Source organism: Planctomycetaceae bacterium, assembly GCA_041398825.1.
GTDB lineage: Bacteria > Planctomycetota > Planctomycetia > Planctomycetales > Planctomycetaceae > F1-80-MAGs062.
In genome coordinates, this window is the sequence record JAWKTX010000014.1 from 45,093 (window position 1) to 61,234 (window position 16,142).

Genomic DNA, 16,142 nt, shown 5'->3' on the forward strand with positions numbered 1-16,142 from the left:
GGTTCTTCAGTTCATTGTCCTTCACTCCACAAACTTATTGGCCGCCTGCGGGCGGTTTTTTCTGAACGCTGAAGTCGTTCAGGGGAATTGAGTTCTGGTGTTCCCGGGTACCTGTATCATCTTACGTGTGTGGAGTCGGGTGTTGGATTTTGTGTCAGATTTGTTTTATGTAGACTTTTGGCGTGCGACGTTCCAGAGCGCTGGAACCGGGGCGACGTGAGTTTTCAGACGGCGATGGCCGGTCCGAGTTTGGCCAAAGGTGCGCTGTTGGGAACGTCGGAAGCGATAGCCAGGTCGGCGATTGACAGGAGAAGGGGGCGGTCTGGATGAAGGTCCTTTTTCTCCATGGCTGGCACAGCGTTCCGGGTGGTGTCAAACCGACCTGCCTCAAAGACGCCGGGCACCAAGTCATTAATCCGGCTCTCGATGACGACGACTTCGATGCCGCCGTCCGTACTGCCCAGGCCGAATATGAACAGCACCAGCCCGATGTGATTGTCGGTTCTTCACGTGGCGGTTCCATCGCGATGAACATCGATTCCGGTGGCATACCGCTCGTTCTCTTGTGTCCCGCCTGGAAGAACTGGGGAACCGCAAAAATCATAAAGCCGAATTCCGTGATTCTGCATTCACGGCAGGATGATGTAATCCCATTCACCGACTCCATGGAACTTGTCGCAAAGAGTGGACTTCCTGCAGAAGCATTGATCGAAGTTGGAAATGACCATCGGTTGGCTGATCCTGAACCGCTTTCTGTTATGTTGTGGGCGTGTCGTCTGTTGGCGGCGGGTAAGAAACTACCCTGGTTAGATGACGATCAGCAATCCACAGTTGTCTTTAACAGCAACAGCAAATCAACCGCACAGGAAGAGGCCAGTTACGTCTGTGATGCCTGCGGTGAGGAAATTGTGATCCCACTGGATCTGACCGAGGGACCAAGTCAGAGTTACGTTGAAGATTGTCCGGTCTGTTGTCGATCCAACACGATTCATATTCAGATCGATGATGATGGGGAAGTTCATATCCGGGCCGAACCGGAACAGGACTACGATTGATCTTCTTAATGATGGCTCGAAACACCATGCCTCACCAGAAAGCTAATTTGCCCGAAAAGATCTGCGAAGTCTGCGGAAGATCATTCCAGTGGCGTAAGAAATGGCGAAAGGTCTGGAACGAAGTTAAGTATTGCAGCGAGAACTGTAGGACGGTTCGTAATTCTAAAGCCGCCAGGTCATGAACCATCGGGCAGCCTTCATTGGCTCCGCTTGCAAGGCATTCTGGCTGCACTCAAAGGACTGAACAGTAACACCAAAAGCTCCAGAGGCATCAAGCCTCCCCGGGAAATGTTCTCGCCCGCACTCAGTGCTTTAACTGTCCGTTCAAAAAATCGGGACAGACACACTGGATGACTTTGAACCGTCGTGTCTGAAGGTCTCCTGCCCGAGCCAGTCCCGTTCTTTAACAGGCTGCAAAGTTAAGTTAAACCAGACCCCAAAGCTTTGTCTTGGCCCAGAGATGTGGAAGTTGACAGCGGAAACGTGAACTCCGAACATTGTCACCACACTGAGTCTGTCTGTCGGCAGCGTCAGAAGCATCAGGGCGGTACATTCGAAACAGTCATCCCGGTGCCAATTTCCCGGCAACTCTGCAAGGCAACGATCATGACTCCCGGTATACTCGCAGCAATCGTTGCGATCTCAACCATCTCGACGGCAGCATTCTCTCCGGCTCAACAGCGGGGGCGTGAGATCAAGTGGGTGAATGCGGACATCGCCGACATGAAGGGACTGACTCATCATGTCCTGAACAGCCAATCGATGGGGCACGAGGTTGGATACGTTGTCTGGACGCCGCCGGAATACGATCAGGATAGGCAGACACGTTACCCCGTCGTCTATTTCCTGCACGGCGCCGGTGGATCAGAGAAATCAGATTCCGCCGGATTCTCTTCACGTGTGTCTGCCGCGATCCGGTCAGGCAAATTTCCTTCGGCCATTTGCGTCTTTCCGAATGGTGGAATGAGCGGCTACCGAAACGATGTCGAGTCGATGATCGTTGACGAACTGATTCCGCGGATCGACCGTAGTTATCGCACGCTACCTGCGGCTGAGTCTCGCGTTGTCTGCGGCTTTTCGATGGGTGGTGCTGGTTCGGTGCATCTGTCGTTGCGTCATCCTGATCTGTTTTGTGCTGCTGGCAGCTGGGGCGGCGCTCTGTCATTTCGTGGCCGCGCTGATGAAAGTCCGCTGCTGGAAATCGCCAAAGAGAACGCTGGTCAGCTGAAAACACATCAGTACGCGTTGTTGACCATCAATGGCGATCAGGACCGACCGGATGCCTTTCAGCCACTGAAAGAAATCCTGACGTCGCAGGGGATCTCGCATCACGTGATCACTTTGAAGGACACCAACCACAACCTCGGCAAGTACTACGAACTCGGCGGGGATGCGATGCTGGAGTTTCTGGCAGAACGGCTATCAGCAGATGAGCCGTTTCAGATAGAGGAATCTGTGATCGCACAGAGCCACGGTGAATTGCACTGGTCGCAATCACGTCCTGCACTCATTCCAGGCAATCCCCAGTCGGGTGATTGTGACGACACAGGAGATCGAGCGGCAAGGTTCCCATGGTTACCGCAACGTGTATTTTACAGAAACGACGGACGGTGCGAAATCTTGGAGCGAACCGAAGGAGATCATCAGTCTTCGCCGTCGCTCGATGCCGGAAGGTCACGACCTGGTCATCGGCGACGTTTGCCCTCAATGGCACGCTGCCACCGGTGTCGTGCTGGCTCATGGAAAGACCTTTGGCTTTGACAAAGGCGTCAAAGAGAACCGGGGATATGAACGCGTTTCTTATGCCGTCTACTCGCCGCGTACGAAACAGTGGAGTGGCCTGAATCTGCTGGAACTGCCCGACAAAGATCACGAAGGCAATCGGATTCTCGAACCAAACTCAGGCTGCAATCAGCGATTCGATTTGCCCAACGGTGAAGTCCTGCTGCCGATTCGTTACCGCAAGGATCCAAAGTCGCGACAATACACGACAATCGTTGCACGCTGTCGCTTTGACGGAGAGAAGCTGACGTACATTGAACACGGTTCTGAGCTGACGTTCGCTGGTCGACGTGGACTCTACGAACCATCCGTGATCGGGCATGGTGGCCGATTCTATCTCACCATGAGAGCGGATGAATCTGCGTTCGTTTCTGTAAGCGACGATGGTTTGAACTACTCAGAACCAGCTGAGTGGAAATTCGACGACGGCGAGATTCTTGGCAGCTACAACGCTCAGCAGCACTGGATCACCCACGACGAAGCATTGTACCTGGCCTACACGCGTCGTGGTGCCAACAATGATCACGTCTTTCGCAACCGCGCTCCGTTGTTCATCGCAAGGGTCGATCCGGATGCGCTCCGTGTGATCCGCTCGACGGAGCGGGTACTGATGTCCGAAACCGGACTGGATCTGGCTGGCGGCTTTGGAGTGGTGGATTTCAGTCCAGCGGAAACCTGGGTTGTCAGCACCGAAATGGCGTTCCCTGAGGAACGCAGATCCGAACCAAACAGAATTCGGCTTTCTCGAATCATCTGGCAGGAAGCAAATCGGTGACGCAGCATTTAATTTCGGATTCCGAAAGCTCGGATCCTGGACAATAGCGTTGTCGGTTTCAGCCCCAGCAGTTCTGCTGCACCGCCCGTGCCATAGATCTTGCCGCCGGTTGCCTCCAGCGCGCGACAGATGTTTTCCTTCTCGAAGTTTCGCACCTGCTGCTCCGTCAACACATGTTCCTTCAACACCCGTTTTGACGGGTCAGCATTCGCCGGAGTCGCCTTCTTTGACAGCAGCGACGATGGCTCATCCGGTAAATCGAATCTCAACTTGCTGTCGGTGGAAATGATGACCGCCCGTTCCAGGACGTGTTGCAACTCTCGAACGTTTCCCGGCCAGCGATACCGCTGCAATTGTTGCACGTTTGCCAATGTCAGTTTCAGCGGTCTGCGTCCCAGCTGACGAGTAAACCGCTGCAGGAAATGCTCCGCCAGCAACGGAATGTCCTGCACTCGCTCACGCAGCGGTGTCAGCTCGATTGGAAAAACACTGAGTCGATAAAACAGATCCTGGCGGAATCGTCCCTCCGAAGACTCCTGACGGAGATTGCGATTGGTGGCGGCAATGATTCGCACATTCAAACGCCGCGTCTGTTCTTCACCGATCCGTTCCAGTTCGCCCTCCTGCAGGACCCTCAATAGTTTTGCCTGCAGATCCAGTGGAATCTCCCCAATCTCATCCAGAAACAGTGTGCCGCCATCAGCCAGCTCGAATCGACCGGCACGATCTCGCAACGCACCTGTGAACGATCCTTTGGAGTGACCAAAAAACTCGCTCTCGTATAATTCCCGAGGAACAGCCGCACAGTTTACCTTGATCAACGGACGTTCGGAGCGGTTGCTGCGTCGATGGAGTTCCCGTGCGATCAGCTCCTTTCCCGTCCCGCTTTCACCCAGTATCAGGACCGAAGAATCCGTGGGAGCCACCAGGTCAATCTGCTGACTGATCATCTGCAGCGCCGGGCTGTTGCCTACCAGTTCACCCATCGATGCGACTTCAACCTCCTCGCGCAAGTACTCATTCTCTTGTTCGAGCCTCGCTTTCAGCATCTCAATCTCATCGACCGCCCGAGCGTTGGCGATCGCGGCGGCCAGGTGATCGGCAATCATCCGCAGCCAGTCACAGCAGGAAACAGCCATCTGCTTGCGGGAGAACAACGCCAGGACTCCAAGCGTTTCATCACGATACCGAAGCGGCAAGCCAAAGAACGATCGGACCGCTTCATCGCGTACCCAGTCAGGACGTGCGATCCAGGGTGAGTCGGCCGAGACGTCGTCGATCTGAACCGTCTCCCCCGTCGCCGCAATGTGACCAATCTTGCGTACCGCCATCGGCATGCGACGGAAGTCGCCTGTCGTCCGTTCCCAGTGTTGATTGTCATGGAGTGGGTGGCCGTAGCTGGCAACAAGATGCAAACATCGCTGACGATGATGGCACTCGCCAGCCATCGGACAGTTCAGGCAATCACCTTCTTCCGGCGAGCGTACCAGCCAGATTCGGACCAGTGCAACCTGCTCGTCGGGTGCCAGCAGCCTTACCGCCAGAGGCAGCAGTTCCGGCAGATGGTGTTTGCCGGAAATCGCCAGCAGGATCTCGGTCGGGTCGCCGAATATCGCATGTTTCTGAAGGCTCATCCACCGGGTCTCCATTTCAACGATATTTCGTTGGATTGGCACGAGATATTGATTGTGCACGAAATTTCGTGGCACCGCAAGATTCATGTCGCGATCCGTAAGATGTTTTCTTGAAATGACTTGCGACTTATGTGCCTGTTTTGGCACGGAAAGTGAAACAGGGATTCTATCGCTCTGACTCACGTCGAGTGTGAGCGTTTCTATTTCTCAACCCTTGTGACTGGAGAACCAGGTCATGTCCCGAATTCATCAAATCTCTCCCGAAAACGCCACCGGCAAATCTGCTGAACTGTTCACTGCCGTGAAAGGGAAGCTCGGTATGGTCCCCAACATGATGCGTGCGATCGGCAACTCGCCTGCCGCGCTGGGGGCGTATCTGCAGTTCAGCGGCGGGCTGGCCGGCGGATCGTTGTCGAATCAGGAACGCGAGCAGATCGCCCTGGCGGTCGGCGAGGCAAACCAATGCGACTATTGTCTCGCGGCCCATTCGGCCCTCGGCAAGATGGCTGGCCTCAGCCTCGATCAGATCCGTGACGCGCGACAGGGTTCGGCAGTCGACTCCAGAAGTGACTCTCTGATTCGCTTCGCTCGAAAGTTGGTCGACGAACGTGGCCATGTCACTACTGAAGACCTGCAGGAGCTGCGTGACCAGGGCTTCACCGATGGTGATGTTGCCGAAGTGGTGGCGAATGTTGCATTGAACATTTTCACCAACTACTTCAATCACGTCGCTGATCCCGATATCGACTTTCCAGCAGCAGAATGCCTCAACTGCAAAGTCGCCTGATGTTGACGTATGCGGCCGCCGTCCGGGATTTTTCCCGACGGCGGCATTTCCAATGTCACCCACAGGTCACAAAATCAGTCCGCCTTCTCAAGACCACAAAAGGCTCTGACATGCCCAGCCCACTTTCGATTCTGCCCCCTTTCAACCTCCGGTCGGCGTTGGCGAAAGTTCAGGCGGCCGAGAACGCCTGGAATTCGCAGGACCCCGTTCGTATTGCGCAAGCCTACTCGATCGATACCGAGTGGCGCAATCGCGATCAGTTTGTCTGTGGACGTGATCAGATCGTTGAATTCCTGACGCAGAAGTGGCAACGTGAACTGGACTATCGCCTCGTCAAATCGTTGTGGGCGTTTACCGGAAATCGCATCGCTGTTCGATTCCAGTACGAGTATCGATTGGCCGATGGCGGTTGGTACCGAGCCTACGGAAACGAGAACTGGGAATTCGATGCCGATGGCTTGATGCGGCGTCGGGAAGCCAGCATCAACGACGTGGCGATCGATTCACGCGATCGCAGATTTACCTGGGCTTCTGGTTCACCTCGACCCGCAGTGGGTTTCGAAATCGAAGAGCTGCGATGATATCACTTCATCGTTAGAATCCATCACAGCCGTTCGCAGATTGTGAACGATCCATTCGAAACATCGCCAGCAAACGAGGTGGGGATTATGCCGAGACCCAGCAGGATCGAACCCGTTCTGATTCGCCCCGAAGAGTGGCTTAAGAATTCCAGCCCGCCGCTGGGTTCTCAGGAAGGCCATCACTTCGGCGTTGATTGCGTCGTCATTCGTTACAGCACGGACGTGATCGGGGAGGGGCCCAACCTGCACGTGCATCCGTACGACGAAATCTTTCATATCCTGGAGGGACGTGCTCAATTTACAGTGGGCGATCGACAGTTCGAAGCGACCGCCGGGTCGCTCGTCATTGGTCCAGCGAACGTGCCGCATGCTTACAAGAATCTCGGCCCCGGTCGTCTGGATTCCGTGGATTTCCACCTCAGCCCGGAATGGATCCAATACGACCTGCCGCGTGATGGCGAGTCGCTGAGCGCTCCGGCGCTTTCATAGCACCAGCTTTACCTCTGTTGAGATGATTTCTGCAGAATGCATTTCAGGCTTCAGAACGAAGCGGCTCGGGAATCATGAGTACCTTCGGATTGTCATGCGCCAGCCCGACCTGGTTCCCTGACGAACGTGGCCGATGTGATATCAAAATTCATACAACGGTCGGTGCGATACGGCTCGTATCGCCCCTGCCCATGAAGCCGCTCGAAGCGAAGTCAAAACGACACGTTGTCCCCTTTGCTGCGCGTGGAAAGTGACTGGAAGACCGGATGACTGATTGTTGTGGAAAGTGGCTTCACGGAACCATCGGCGAAGGCAAAGACTACAGATCCAGCGTGATGACTCCAGAAATGATTGTTATGTGTGCCATCGTCGGAGCCTTCTGCCAGAGGAGCCTCAGTGCTCAGTACATTGTCCTGATTTCCTGAATAGTCAGGTTTTTCGCCGCCGGCACAGATAGACCATCCCAGTTGCAGATCGGACGGCAGCCCGCGTTCTCCCAGAATCAGCGTATTGGTGGTCCCGTCCCTGACGTCTTCCAGGCAGATGCGACTGCCGCTGTAGAGCAGACCATCTCCGGCTTCCGGAGCCGAACCGATGATGCCCAGATAATTGTTTACGGCATGACGGCCGTGGGTGGATGCATACGTCTCGCATATGCTTCCGGAGTTTGGGTCGGAAGGGCAGGAAAACGTATTCAACACCACAGACTGAGGTTCGAAGCCCTCTTCGTCTTTGTACCGGTAGAAGAAGCAGTAATCGGGAAAGCTGAAATCGATTCTGTCTGACAGGTCGGATCGCCCAAGAAACGGCAACAGTCGCGACTGGAATGTCCACAATCGATTGGGCTGATTGCCCTCGGGTAATCGTCGGTTCGTGCAGTGAAACGAATGAATGGCAACGCTGATTTGCCGCAGATTGTTCATGCATTGCAGCTGCCGCGACCGGGCAACTGCCTGAAGCACAGCGGGTGCCATCAATGAAACAAGCATTGCAATGATGGAGATCACAACCATTAATTCGATCAGCGTGAAGCCTCGACGAAGCCGAGGGACAAATCCAGCTGGCTTCCGGCTTTGCTGTGATGACATCATGGCGACAACTCCCTTGTGTAAATCAGAATTGTGATGATGGAACGGCGAATCCACATTGTTCGGTCACTCTGTGGACTCGCCGACGCCGCGGATAAGTACCCTGCCTTCGTGTCTATGGCATGGAATTCAGATCAGTCATCATCGTGATGCCCGGAGTGACCATGTTCGTCACCGTCATGGTGATTGCCGTCGTCATGGTGATTGCCGTCGTCACGGTGATTGCCGTCGTCATGGTGATTGCCGTCGTCACGGTGGTTGCCGTCGTCATGGTGATTGCCGTCGTCATGGTGATTGCCGTCGTCACGGTGATTGCTGTCGTCATGGTGGTTGTTGTCGTCATCATTCTGACCATGCTCTTCGGCACCGTCATCATGCCGTTCGTTGGACCGATCGTTGTTCCCGTTGCCTGAACGATTTGTCGAGGAATCATTCTTGTCTTCGTTCTCCTTGTCTTCCGTCTGTCCGTCGTCCACGCGCACTTCGATTAATTCTGTCCGTCCATTGGCATGCAAAATCAAACCCACGCTGAGCCTTGCTTTCTGAGCACTGCCGATTCCGGCTTCTGCTGCCGGCATCAGCCCGCAGTGAACAATGCAGGCTGCTGCTATTACTGCGAGAAGGTGCCGCATGTTGCTGCTGGTATGTGAGATGTTCATGAAAGAGTTCTCCATTTAACAAGTGAAATTCGTCGGCCCGGCCATTCACCCGAATGGCGACTCAAGGCTGACTTGGTCATCATTTCTGCACCTGAATTCGCCCAGCGCAAACCTGTTGCGCAAACACCGATGCTCGAATACCGTGTTGGCCACGTAATTAGGGGCCCTGTAATCACATTCCGTTCAGCAAGTCCAGAGCATCCGTCGCATGACCTTCGGCCCACGCGGCAAGTGCGGCATCGAGAGCAAAAAGATCGTCTTCGGCGGCAACGGAATCTGCGATGCGTACATCTCGATACCGGCACACATCCGCATCGATTCGCGAGATACTGAAAGAGGGAATGAAACAATGAAGTGCGGATTAACCTGCTCAGGACTTTCAGGGAGTCCGTGTGGCAAGACACCACTCAACGAGACAGACCACGTCACTGCAGACTAGTCGTCGTTACCGCCGGTGTGATTGCCATCATGGTCGTTGCCGTCTTCGTGATCTCCGTCTCCGTCGCCGCGCCCGTCGATGTCATCGAGTCCCAGGCCACCAAGCAGATCATCCAGGCCCGTACCACCGAACAGCGTATCCCGTCCGTCGTCTCCGTGGACGGTATCGTCGCCGTCATCACCGTAGAGCGAATCATCACCAACACCGCCCTGGATGGAGTCATTTCCGCTCCCGCCGTGTTCTGTGTCGTTGCCTTCTTCACCATTCAGGACGTCATCACCAAAGCCGCCGTCGAGCGAGTCATCACCAGAGCCGCCCTGAATCAGATCATTACCGCTTTCACCGAAGAGTTCGTCACTTCCGGCGCCTCCGGAAAGTTGATCTGTACCGTATCCCCCGTATTCGATGTCGTTGCCGTCGTCACCATACAGATGATCTGCCCCGGCATTGCCGTGCAGACTGTCATCGCCCAGACCGCCGGAAATCAAATCATTCCCGGTTCCACCCCGGAGATCATCCGCTCCATCATCGCCCCACATTCGGTCGGCGCCGTCGTCACCGTACAGGCGATCATCCCCGGAACCGCCATACTCGATGTCATTTCCCTGACCGCCCCGAATTTCATCCAGACCGTCTTCGCCCCAAAGCGTATCGTTGCCATCGTTGCCAAAAAGTCGGTCGTTGCCTGCTCCACCCGCGATCCGGTCCAGCCCGTCGCCACCATATTCAGAATCGTTGCCAACACCACCGCTAAGATTGTCGTCTCCAGAACCACCATCGAGCATGTCGTTGCCCGATTCGCCCCACAACCGGTCGTTGTCTCCCTCCCCGAAGAGCCGGTCATCTCCGGCACCTCCGAGGATGCTGTCTACGCCGGAGCCGCCGTATTCCAGATCATTGCCCGCTTCACCTCGGAGCGTGTCATTATCATCACCGCCGTACAAACGATCGTCGTCCATACCTCCATAGAGATCATCTGCACCCGCGTCGCCGAATACCTTGTCCTGGCCGGCATCACCATACAGACGGTCATCACTGGTTCCGCCGTAGATCAGGTCGTTGCCAATGCCGCCATGGATTTCATCCAGGCCGTCTTCACCCCAAAGCGTATCATTGCCATCCTGTCCAAACAGACGGTCGTTTCCGATGCCCCCGGCTATTCGATCGACCCCGGCACCACCATATCCGGCATCGTCGCCCGCACCACCGCTGATCGAATCGTCACCGGTTCCGGCATCCAGCACGTCATCTCCGTCGTTCCCCCAGAGGCGATCGTTTCCGTCTTCGCCGAACAGTCGATCATTACCGCCTCCGCCTTCGATCATGTCGTTTCCGGCGCCGCCATATTCAATGTCGTCACCCGCATTCCCGTTCAGCTGATCGTCGTCAGCGCCTCCGTAAAGATAGTCCGTGCCGTCTCCTCCCTGAAGGTTGTCTGAACCTTCGTTGCCATGGATGCGATCCAGTCCGGCGCCTCCATTCAGGCTGTCACTTCCTGCACCGCCGAATAGCCGATCAGAGCCATCTCCGCCGAATTCTGTGTCATTCCCCTCTGCACCAATCAGAATGTCATCTCCGACACCGCCCTGCAGCGTATCATCTCCTGCGTCGCCCCAGATGCGATCGTTTCCGGCATCCCCGGAAATGTTGTCGTCTCCATCACCCCCAACTAATGCATCATCTCCGTTTCCTCCATGAATCTCATCACTCAGTGCGCTGCCGGTGATATAGTCATTGCCTTCATTACCAAAGATGCTTACTCGCTGAACAGAGGGAAATGATGCGGCCGTCACATTGTGAAGATCGATCCGATTGTCCCCTGCACCGCCATTGACTGTAATGGAATCAACGTCCGAAGCATTGAGTGGTGATGCCCCACTGGAGACAATCAGATTGTTGAGGGTTACATGTCCTGAAGAATCGGTATTGATCTCCAGCGTATCTGCCGCGTCACTGTCAACCGTCAGTTCACCGGTCGTCGCATCGAATGCAGCAGAAGCGCTCAACAGGATCCGAGACTCCAGGGTCACAGAGCGTGCCTGAACCGTTGATACTCTCTTTCGACGACGAGTAGTTTTCGCAAATGAAATTCGGTCCCGGACCGACGCCAACCAGTTGAGATGTCGCATGTGATTGTTCCTGTGCAGATTCCGCAGTAAAACTGTTCAAGTCTTTTCGCAAGTTATCTTCGACCTGCATTCGACTATCGTCGCACAGTGAATTCACAGCAACGGCAGGGAGGCGAATCTAAGCCAAAGTTCATCTTCAACATCCATGGCTACACAGCATCACACGAATTCGATGGCCGGTTTTCGTCGTACGACCAGGCAGCCTCCCGCAGGCCACCAACCAACTCAGCAAGAAAGCCAGGGCAAGAGCGAATGGTCGAAGAGCAATGATCGTTACCTGAGCCGATGGTGAGGCACTCCGACACATCAGTGAGGGATCGGTGTCCGGCAAAGGCCAGCGAAGGCGTCCCCGGCTGACGTATTGGGTACTGTTTTTAACGGGCTGATCGTCGTCTTCATTAGTTTTTGTTTAACTTTGTGGACAGTCTCGCCAGAGACGGTCGTAATCAAATCTAACATGTGGTTTCCATACCACCGGCAAGCGATCATTTCAGATGAAGAAACTCCAGCAATGGCCCGATTGTTAGTTGTTGAAGACCAGGCAGCTCTGCTGCAAAGCCTCCGCCGAGGGCTGGAAGAGGAAGGACACGCAGTCTTCACCGCCATGGGAGGCACCGAAGCCTATATGATTGCGACGCGAGAGCCGTTGGACGCTGTCATCCTGGATTTAGCGCTGCCTGATGGAGATGGGCTGAGTACCATGCGACGGCTTCGCGACGAAGGTTTTGTGAAACCCATCATAATTGTGACGGCCCGCGATTCGGTTCAGGATCGCATCATCGGTCTCGACAGCGGTGCAGATGATTACCTTGTCAAACCGTTTTCTTTTGACGAACTGCTTGCGCGACTTCGAGCGCTGCTGCGGAGAAATTTCACGGACAATGAAACAGTCCTGCGATACGACAATCTGGAGATCGACCTGCTGGCGCGGACTGTCAAACGGGACGGCGAAGTGATCACACTGACACAAAGACAGTTCGACCTTCTGGAGTACCTGATGCATCGGTGCAGCCAGGTTGTTTCGCGGGAAATGATCGCGCGCGATGTCTGGAAGGCCGCGACTGCTACATGGACCAATGTTATCGATGTTCAGATCAATCAGCTGAGGAAACGGATCGAACGTCCGCACTGGAAAACCGTGCTGCATACTGTGCGAGGTGAGGGGTATCGACTGGGAGATTCTCCTTGAACGTCCCGCAACCGAATCCCTTTCGCCGGATCCGGACGTGGAGCATACGCTGGCGTCTGACGTTCTGGAACGCGGTTGTCATGACCGCGCTGTTGACCGTATTCAGTCTTACTCTGCTGTTCATCGTACGACAGCACCTGATCGCAACGGTCGATCGCGTTCTGTTTGAAGAACTCAGAGAACTAATCGAGGAAATCAGCTTCTGCCCGGACATCGAAAATCTTCAGGAACAGCTGCAACAGCGCTATGCCGTCCATGCTCATTACCACTTTCGTGTGATCTCCGAAGACGGAAGGACGTTGTTTCGCAGTCGATTCCTGAATTTCATTGATCTCCCGGTGACTTACAACGCCGGCGAGCTTCGAGGTCCCGTCTTCGACAATATCGAGCTGACGAATCTTGGCCCGTATCGCCTGCTGACGATGGCGATGCGAGACTCCAGATCCAATCCGATGCTGCTGCAGGTCCTCTCTCCGCGTTCCGAACTGAACAAGGAGTTCCTTTTCTATGTGTGGATGATCCTTGGCATTGGTCCTGCAGCGGTTCTTGTGACGGTCGTCGTTGGCTATTTTCTTGCCCGGGGCACTCTGCAACCTATTGAAGAGATTGCCAGCACCGCCGAAATGATTTCGGCAGATAACCTCAGTCAGCGAATTGAGTGTCCGAATCCTGACGACGAACTCGGACGGCTGGGCACAACGCTCAACCACACGTTCGATCGACTTCAGGCATCGATCAGTGATATGCGACAATTCACTGCAGACGCCGCACATGAACTACGAAGCCCGCTGACGGTTATGAGAACGGAAGCGGAAATCGCTTTGAGAAGCTCCCGTTCCACGGACGACTATCGCAAAGCAATCGGGGTCACACTGGAAGAAACAAACCGGCTGGCTTTGCTGGTCGACCAGCTTCTGGTTCTCAGTCGACACGATGCGCATATCGACGCCCCGCCCGAAGATATCGTTCCTGTCGATGCGTTGTTGAAGGACGTCGCGGAAAAGTTTCGAGGCCTTGCCATGGAACGAGGTTTGACATTCGAAGCCGGAGAACTGCCGGAATGGTATGTCAAAGGGGATGATATTCAGCTAAGCCAGATGTTTTACAACCTGCTGGACAACGCCGTGAAATATACGCCGGCTTCGGGACGAATTCTGCTCCGCTGCAGGATTCACCAACACACAGCGCACTACGTTATCGAAAACTCCGGAGAGGGGATCCCGGAGGAACATCTGCCGCACATCTTCAAACGATTTTATCGGGTCGATACGTCCCGCACGCGAGCAACCGGTGGTACGGGACTGGGGCTCGCCATTTGCAAATCCATCGCTGAGGCACACGGCGGGAGCATTCAAGCCGAAAACGCCCCGGAAACAGGAACGAGATTCACTGTTATTCTGCCGGGCCGGACTTCGGAATGATGCCCAATAGCCAGTCTGAGACAGACTCAACAAACATGCGACAAAGAAAAGCCTTTACACTCATCGAACTACTCGTCGTCATCGGCATTATTGCCGTGCTGATCGCTTTGTTGCTGCCTGCCGTACAGTCCGCACGTGAAGCCGCAAGAAGGATTCAGTGCCGGAATCATCTGCGCCAGATCGGCCTGGCACTGCATAATTATTCAGACGTTCACGACAAACTCCCTCCCAGCTTTGTGTTCTCACTCAAGGGGTCATGGAGCGTCCACGGAAGACTGTTGCCCTACCTGGAACAGGGCAATGCATACAGTCAGGTTCGACTGGATGTGGAATGGCATGAACCGGAGAATCTCGCCACTGGAATTCAACAACTGTACATCGAAACGTATCACTGCCCATCCGATCCGAATGCCGGCACACTCTACGACGCCGGACCGGGGGAAGGTTTCGTGCAGCCGGTCAACTATGGATTCAATTTCGGCACCTGGCTGGTCTATGACCCCCGTACAAATACCGGCAGCGATGGCGTGTTCTTCCCCAACTCATCACTGTCGATCGATTCCTGCAGGGACGGACTCAGTCAGACACTTGCGGCCTCAGAAGTCAAATCGTTTCAATCGTACTTTCGTGACACCGCCGACCCGGGTCCTGCGGTTCCTCCCAACGACAACTATATCTCCCAATTTGCAGGAGGTGCTCAGTTTGGACTGGGGCCACACACGAATGACAACACCGGACACAATGAATGGTGCGAAGGAACGGTTCATGACAGCGGTTTTACGACCGTGTTCCCACCCAACGCAAGTGTGCAGTATGTTCATTCGGACAATCGTCCCTACGACATCGATTTTTCATCACGCTACGAAGGCACAAGCCTGCATCAGCCGACCTATGCGGCTGTGACATCCAGAAGCTATCACACGGGCCTTGTTCATGCCGCGTTAATGGACGGATCTGTCCGATCAATCAGCAGCAACATTGCGCTGGAAATCTGGAGAGGGCTTGGCACGCGAAGCAGCGGTGAAGTCATCGGAGAATATTGAATTGACTTGCCACTGTTCCCGGTGGCCCCGCATCAATCAACCGGGACGAAAAGCTGCCGCAGGCCGTTCTCCGGGTCGCAACGCCTCCAACGGACATGTTTTCCTGCCGTTGTCAGAATTCGACCCGAAGTTTTGTTGCAAAAAAAATGCCTCTTTCATGAGAATGGCCGGACGTCTGTCGACCGCATGCAACCCGCCGGGATGCGAGAAAATGTCCTCAAAGATTCAGATCCGCTGCCACTCCTGTCAAAAACTTCTGGCGGTCCCTGCAGCGGCTGCCGGAAAGAAGATTCGATGCCCCGGGTGCAGCGAGATCCTCCCGGTTACAGCCGATGGCAAGACCTCGGCTCCGCGAGAAGCTCCATCACGTCGTGCCCCCAATCGTGCAGTTGCCGCGCCCGGGAAAAGCGCCGCGACTGGGAAAAGCGCCGCGACTGGGAAAAGCGCCGCGACTGGGAAAAGCGCCGCGACTGGGAAAAGCGCCGGGCCGCGTTCGTCCGCAGCGAGCGGAACGCCCCCTGCTTCCGCGGCACCGCGCAAGGCTCGGCGAGTTTCCGCCGAAGCACCTCCACAACCACAACCCAGACGAATGGCTAAACCAGGACGAAAGTCCAGGCAGGACGATCACCGATCCAATGATGATCCTTATGCGGCCGATCCCTTTGGATCCGATCCGTGGGACGATGGAGCGGATTCGTACGATCCCTATGTCGACCCGGTTGGCACAGGCCCGATGCCTGGGCGATCACGAAAAAGAACGAAATCTTCAGCACAGCCTACACTCAAAGGAACCGGTAATGAACCACCGGCAGCACAGTATCAACGCAGTTCCGGCGTGGATGGCGGCATGATTTTGAAAGGCGTCGCGATGATGGTCGGCGCCGTGGTCTGGTTTGTTGCGGGATGGTCTGCAGGACGAATCTTCTTCTATCCGCCGATCCTGCTTGTTATCGGTCTGGTTACCGCAGTGCGAGGTCTGTTTGGCCAAAGCGAATGAGTCCTCAAACCGCCGTCAACAGATTTGCTTTCGGAGTAGACTCAAACCGGCCATTTCAGACAGGGCAGGTAACC

At 55.0% G+C, this 16,142-nt stretch carries 15 protein-coding genes; 11 read left to right on the forward strand and 4 right to left on the reverse strand.

The annotated features are described in order from the left end of the window. The first annotated feature begins 326 nt into the window (after positions 1-326). From R3C20_21715 to R3C20_21725, 3 genes are all read left to right on the forward strand, one after another. Positions 327-1,055 carry a CPXCG motif-containing cysteine-rich protein gene (locus R3C20_21715; protein ID MEZ6043124.1) on the forward strand — a complete coding sequence of 243 codons (729 nt, stop codon included), beginning with the start codon at positions 327-329 and terminating at the stop codon, positions 1,053-1,055. Positions 1,056-1,661: 606 nt separating this feature from the next. Next, positions 1,662-2,816 carry an alpha/beta hydrolase-fold protein gene (locus R3C20_21720; protein ID MEZ6043125.1) on the forward strand — a complete coding sequence of 385 codons (1,155 nt, stop codon included), beginning with the start codon at positions 1,662-1,664 and terminating at the stop codon, positions 2,814-2,816. Then, positions 2,719-3,612: an exo-alpha-sialidase gene (locus tag R3C20_21725; protein MEZ6043126.1), complete on the forward strand. Its 894-nt coding sequence runs from the start codon at positions 2,719-2,721 to the stop codon at positions 3,610-3,612. The genes R3C20_21720 and R3C20_21725 overlap by 98 nt, the downstream gene beginning before the upstream one ends. An 8-nt stretch (positions 3,613-3,620) precedes the next feature. Here R3C20_21725 and R3C20_21730 read toward each other — a convergent pair whose 3' ends face one another. Continuing rightward, on the reverse strand, positions 3,621-5,246 hold the full coding sequence (locus R3C20_21730) for a sigma 54-interacting transcriptional regulator (protein ID MEZ6043127.1): 1,626 nt from the start codon (positions 5,244-5,246) through the stop codon (positions 3,621-3,623). Positions 5,247-5,481: 235 nt separating this feature from the next. Between R3C20_21730 and R3C20_21735 the strand changes: the two genes are divergently transcribed. The 3 genes from R3C20_21735 (at position 5,482) to R3C20_21745 (ending at position 7,103) form a co-directional block, all read left to right on the forward strand. Then, positions 5,482-6,033, forward strand: a complete 552-nt coding sequence (locus R3C20_21735; protein ID MEZ6043128.1) for a peroxidase-related enzyme — start codon at positions 5,482-5,484, stop codon at positions 6,031-6,033. Positions 6,034-6,143: 110 nt separating this feature from the next. Beyond that, positions 6,144-6,614, forward strand: coding sequence for a nuclear transport factor 2 family protein (locus R3C20_21740; GenBank protein ID MEZ6043129.1), 471 nt, complete (start codon positions 6,144-6,146; stop codon positions 6,612-6,614). Positions 6,615-6,701: 87 nt separating this feature from the next. After that, positions 6,702-7,103 carry a cupin domain-containing protein gene (locus tag R3C20_21745; protein MEZ6043130.1) on the forward strand — a complete coding sequence of 134 codons (402 nt, stop codon included), beginning with the start codon at positions 6,702-6,704 and terminating at the stop codon, positions 7,101-7,103. Positions 7,104-7,315: 212 nt separating this feature from the next. Here R3C20_21745 and R3C20_21750 read toward each other — a convergent pair whose 3' ends face one another. Continuing rightward, on the reverse strand, positions 7,316-8,194 hold the full coding sequence (locus R3C20_21750) for a DUF1559 domain-containing protein (GenBank protein ID MEZ6043131.1): 879 nt from the start codon (positions 8,192-8,194) through the stop codon (positions 7,316-7,318). A gap of 119 nt (positions 8,195-8,313) precedes the next feature. On the opposite strand from R3C20_21750, the gene R3C20_21755 reads away from it, so the two are divergent. Then, positions 8,314-8,604 (forward strand): hypothetical protein, encoded by a 291-nt coding sequence (locus tag R3C20_21755; protein ID MEZ6043132.1) that lies wholly within the window; start codon positions 8,314-8,316, stop codon positions 8,602-8,604. A gap of 418 nt (positions 8,605-9,022) precedes the next feature. On the opposite strand, the gene R3C20_21760 is transcribed toward R3C20_21755, so the two are convergent. Both R3C20_21760 and R3C20_21765 read right to left on the reverse strand, forming a co-directional pair. After that, a complete protein-coding gene (locus tag R3C20_21760) occupies positions 9,023-9,157 on the reverse strand; it encodes a hypothetical protein (GenBank protein MEZ6043133.1) in 135 nt (44 codons plus the stop codon). Positions 9,158-9,285: 128 nt separating this feature from the next. Beyond that, entirely contained in the window at positions 9,286-11,418 is a 2,133-nt protein-coding gene (locus R3C20_21765) for a calcium-binding protein (GenBank protein MEZ6043134.1), read from the reverse strand. Positions 11,419-11,929: 511 nt separating this feature from the next. On the opposite strand from R3C20_21765, the gene R3C20_21770 reads away from it, so the two are divergent. From R3C20_21770 to R3C20_21785, 4 genes are all read left to right on the forward strand, one after another. Next, positions 11,930-12,607, forward strand: a complete 678-nt coding sequence (locus R3C20_21770) for a response regulator transcription factor (protein MEZ6043135.1) — start codon at positions 11,930-11,932, stop codon at positions 12,605-12,607. A gap of 80 nt (positions 12,608-12,687) precedes the next feature. Then, positions 12,688-14,028 carry an ATP-binding protein gene (locus R3C20_21775; protein MEZ6043136.1) on the forward strand — a complete coding sequence of 447 codons (1,341 nt, stop codon included), beginning with the start codon at positions 12,688-12,690 and terminating at the stop codon, positions 14,026-14,028. Continuing rightward, positions 14,025-15,071 (forward strand): DUF1559 domain-containing protein, encoded by a 1,047-nt coding sequence (locus R3C20_21780; protein ID MEZ6043137.1) that lies wholly within the window; start codon positions 14,025-14,027, stop codon positions 15,069-15,071. Before R3C20_21775 ends, R3C20_21780 begins: the two co-directional genes overlap by 4 nt. Positions 15,072-15,660: 589 nt before the next feature. Next, on the forward strand, positions 15,661-16,068 hold the full coding sequence (locus R3C20_21785; GenBank protein ID MEZ6043138.1) for a hypothetical protein: 408 nt from the start codon (positions 15,661-15,663) through the stop codon (positions 16,066-16,068). Positions 16,069-16,142 lie beyond the last annotated feature (74 nt).

What these genes read in the sequence shown, in the direction of transcription:
- R3C20_21740 (MEZ6043129.1), top strand. Translation starts at nt 6,144, where the DNA reads ATGCCCAGCCCACTTTCGATTCTGCCCCCTTTCAACCTCCGGTCGGCG.
- R3C20_21770 (MEZ6043135.1), top strand. Translation starts at nt 11,930, where the DNA reads ATGGCCCGATTGTTAGTTGTTGAAGACCAGGCAGCTCTGCTGCAAAGC.
- R3C20_21750 (MEZ6043131.1), bottom strand. Translation starts at nt 8,194, where the DNA reads ATGATGTCATCACAGCAAAGCCGGAAGCCAGCTGGATTTGTCCCTCGG.
- R3C20_21745 (MEZ6043130.1), top strand. Translation starts at nt 6,702, where the DNA reads ATGCCGAGACCCAGCAGGATCGAACCCGTTCTGATTCGCCCCGAAGAG.
- R3C20_21775 (MEZ6043136.1), top strand. Translation starts at nt 12,688, where the DNA reads ATGACCGCGCTGTTGACCGTATTCAGTCTTACTCTGCTGTTCATCGTA.
- R3C20_21780 (MEZ6043137.1), top strand. Translation starts at nt 14,025, where the DNA reads ATGATGCCCAATAGCCAGTCTGAGACAGACTCAACAAACATGCGACAA.
- R3C20_21765 (MEZ6043134.1), bottom strand. Translation starts at nt 11,418, where the DNA reads ATGCGACATCTCAACTGGTTGGCGTCGGTCCGGGACCGAATTTCATTT.
- R3C20_21725 (MEZ6043126.1), top strand. Translation starts at nt 2,719, where the DNA reads ATGCCGGAAGGTCACGACCTGGTCATCGGCGACGTTTGCCCTCAATGG.
- R3C20_21730 (MEZ6043127.1), bottom strand. Translation starts at nt 5,246, where the DNA reads ATGAGCCTTCAGAAACATGCGATATTCGGCGACCCGACCGAGATCCTG.
- R3C20_21720 (MEZ6043125.1), top strand. Translation starts at nt 1,662, where the DNA reads ATGACTCCCGGTATACTCGCAGCAATCGTTGCGATCTCAACCATCTCG.
- R3C20_21755 (MEZ6043132.1), top strand. Translation starts at nt 8,314, where the DNA reads ATGGAATTCAGATCAGTCATCATCGTGATGCCCGGAGTGACCATGTTC.
- R3C20_21785 (MEZ6043138.1), top strand. Translation starts at nt 15,661, where the DNA reads ATGGCTAAACCAGGACGAAAGTCCAGGCAGGACGATCACCGATCCAAT.
- R3C20_21715 (MEZ6043124.1), top strand. Translation starts at nt 327, where the DNA reads ATGAAGGTCCTTTTTCTCCATGGCTGGCACAGCGTTCCGGGTGGTGTC.
- R3C20_21735 (MEZ6043128.1), top strand. Translation starts at nt 5,482, where the DNA reads ATGTCCCGAATTCATCAAATCTCTCCCGAAAACGCCACCGGCAAATCT.